Below are 2,180 nucleotides of genomic sequence, written 5' to 3'. Positions count from 1 at the left end.
GATTTCCAACGACGTTACGGTTAAGACTTAAGATAAAAAGGCCGTCTGAAACTGGGTTTCAGACGGCCTTTTGATTTGAACAAGCCTTATTCGGTCACTTCTTCAGTAATGCTGTCGCGGTAGATGGTGCTGTCGTAAGTCGGTACGGGAGGTGGCAGCAGGTTGTCGAGTGTCAGCGCGGACGGGTTCAGCGTCGGGTAGCCGCTGAAGGTGACGGAATAACCGCCGTTGCCGGTACTGCGGACTTTGGCATGCGCGCCCAACGGGAAAGTGGTTTTGTTGGTGATGTGGCCGAATGGGAAGCCGGTCAACACAGGAATCTTGGCGGTGCGCGAAATGTGGTTGACAACGGCGGAGAAGTCGTAGCTGGAATCGTACGCGTCACGGATGGTGCCCATGCGGAAATCGCCGAAGATGATGGCGCGTTGTTTTTGCAAAACACCTGACAGATAAAGCGTATTGAGCATGCGCTCGATGCGGTAGGGTTGCTCGCTGACGTCTTCGATAAAGAGGATGCCGCCTTGAATATCGGGCATGTAGGGCGTACCGGCGAGGGAAGCGAGTACGCTTAGGTTGCCGCCCCATAATGTACCTTCGACGTTGACATCAGCGCGTTGGATGGTTGGAACATCAACGATGTTGACGTTGTTGGTCGTGCCGCGGATGAAGGAATCCATGGTAAAGACGCTGGGGTCTGCTTTGCCGAATTCGCTGTACACCATCGGGCCGGCAAAGCTCATCATATTGCCTTTGGCCAACAGGGCGAGTTGGACGGCGCACACGTCGCTGAAACCAAAGAACAATGTGCCGCGTTCGCGCATTCTGGCGCCGAGTGAGGCAAAGTCGATTTGCGGTAGGATGCGTGCCGCGCCGTAGCCGCCGCGCAGACCCATCAAGACTTTAGGTGTTTCAACCCGGCCGTTGGCAACGTCTTGGAAGTCGGCGGCACGTTGGGCGTCGCTGCCGGCAAAGCGTTGGTAACGGCGGCTGCCTGCCTGTTGGTTAGTCACGGTAAAGCCCGCGTTGTAGAGGCGTGTCAGGCCGGTGGTCACGCGGTTGGGGTCTTCGGCGAAGCCTGACGGCGCAACAACGCGCAGGAGGTTGTCGCCGGAACGTGGCGGATGGGGTTGCTTAGGTTGCACGGTTTTGGCTTTCGCGGTGGTAGAAGTGGTTTTGGTTTGCGGCGTGGTGGTCGTGCCTGTGCCGCAGGCTTGCAACAACCCTGCGCCTGCCGCGGCAGAGCAGGTACGCAGGAAATGGCGGCGCGTGGTGGAGGTCATTGAGGTTTTCCTTTTGTTATATGTTCAGACGGCCTGAACTGGGCGTGTCGGACCTTACAGGTCGTCTGAAAGTTTAAGCGATTAAGTTTTTGATTTGTTGCGGCCAATTTTCGGGCAGGGTCATGCCGTGTTCGTGTACGGGTGCGGCCCAAATCGGTGCAGGGAAGTTGGCGTCGTTTTCAAAGCGGGCGATGACGTGCCAATGCAGATGGGGCACAACATTGCCGAGGCTGGCCAGATTGATTTTGGCCGGGCGGAAGACTTGGCGCATTGCGGCTTCAACCTGATACACCATTTCCATGATTTCGTTGCGTTCGGCAGGGGAAAGGTCGGTCATCTCGGAAACATGGTCATTCCAAATAACGCGGCAGAATGCCGGTGCGCCGGCTTCGTTGTGGACGGCGATCACGCGCAGGTTTGGCGTTTGCAGCAAAATGTCTTCGTTGTCGGCAGTGCAGATGGGGCAGGTCATGGGTTTTTCTTTCTCAGTCTGAATAGGAATCGGATGATTGCCATCAGGATTTTTAGAACGAGGTAAATGGCAGTCAGAGATATGAATGCGAAAAGCCACGGTTCAGGTATAAACCACCAAAATAAATAGGCGGGCGTGATTAAGTCGGCACATTCTTTGGCACTCTTAACGTGATCGCACAAGCCAAAGCGAAAAAAATCATCGACATCATGAAAGGGCGAATAGGCGAACATAAGCGCTATGGGCATCACACAAATCAATGCAATGATGGCAATCCAAAAGAATGGTTTGAGATGTTTGAGTGCAGTTATGGACGAAGTTTATGCAAATTTTGCCGCCCCCTGATTGGCAAGTTCGTCGGCTTTTTCGTTTTCAGGGTGTCCGGCATGGCCTTTCACCCACGTCCAGCGGACATCGTGCTGTTGAAC

General features: G+C 54.6%; 3 protein-coding genes. All 3 read right to left on the bottom strand.

The genetic code is table 11. From position 1 onward, the window contains the following. Positions 1-86 precede the first annotated feature (86 nt). Positions 87-1,280, bottom strand: a complete 1,194-nt coding sequence (locus ACTHUM_RS11900) for an LD-carboxypeptidase (protein WP_440402956.1) — start codon at positions 1,278-1,280, stop codon at positions 87-89. A gap of 73 nt (positions 1,281-1,353) precedes the next feature. Beyond that, the gene (locus ACTHUM_RS11895; protein WP_315094757.1) at positions 1,354-1,752 is read right to left on the bottom strand and encodes an HIT domain-containing protein; all 399 of its coding nucleotides are present in this window, start codon (positions 1,750-1,752) and stop codon (positions 1,354-1,356) included. Between the two features lie 320 nt (positions 1,753-2,072). Further along, positions 2,073-2,180, bottom strand: a 108-nt coding sequence (locus tag ACTHUM_RS11890; RefSeq protein ID WP_440402957.1) for an RNase H family protein, incomplete at its 5' end; no start/stop codon positions are given.

The organism is Neisseria sp. P0021.S006 (assembly GCF_051956895.1).
This window is presented reverse-complemented; position numbering and strand designations above follow the sequence as displayed.

What these genes read in the sequence shown, in the direction of transcription:
- ACTHUM_RS11900 (WP_440402956.1), bottom strand. Translation starts at nt 1,280, where the DNA reads ATGACCTCCACCACGCGCCGCCATTTCCTGCGTACCTGCTCTGCCGCG.
- ACTHUM_RS11895 (WP_315094757.1), bottom strand. Translation starts at nt 1,752, where the DNA reads ATGACCTGCCCCATCTGCACTGCCGACAACGAAGACATTTTGCTGCAA.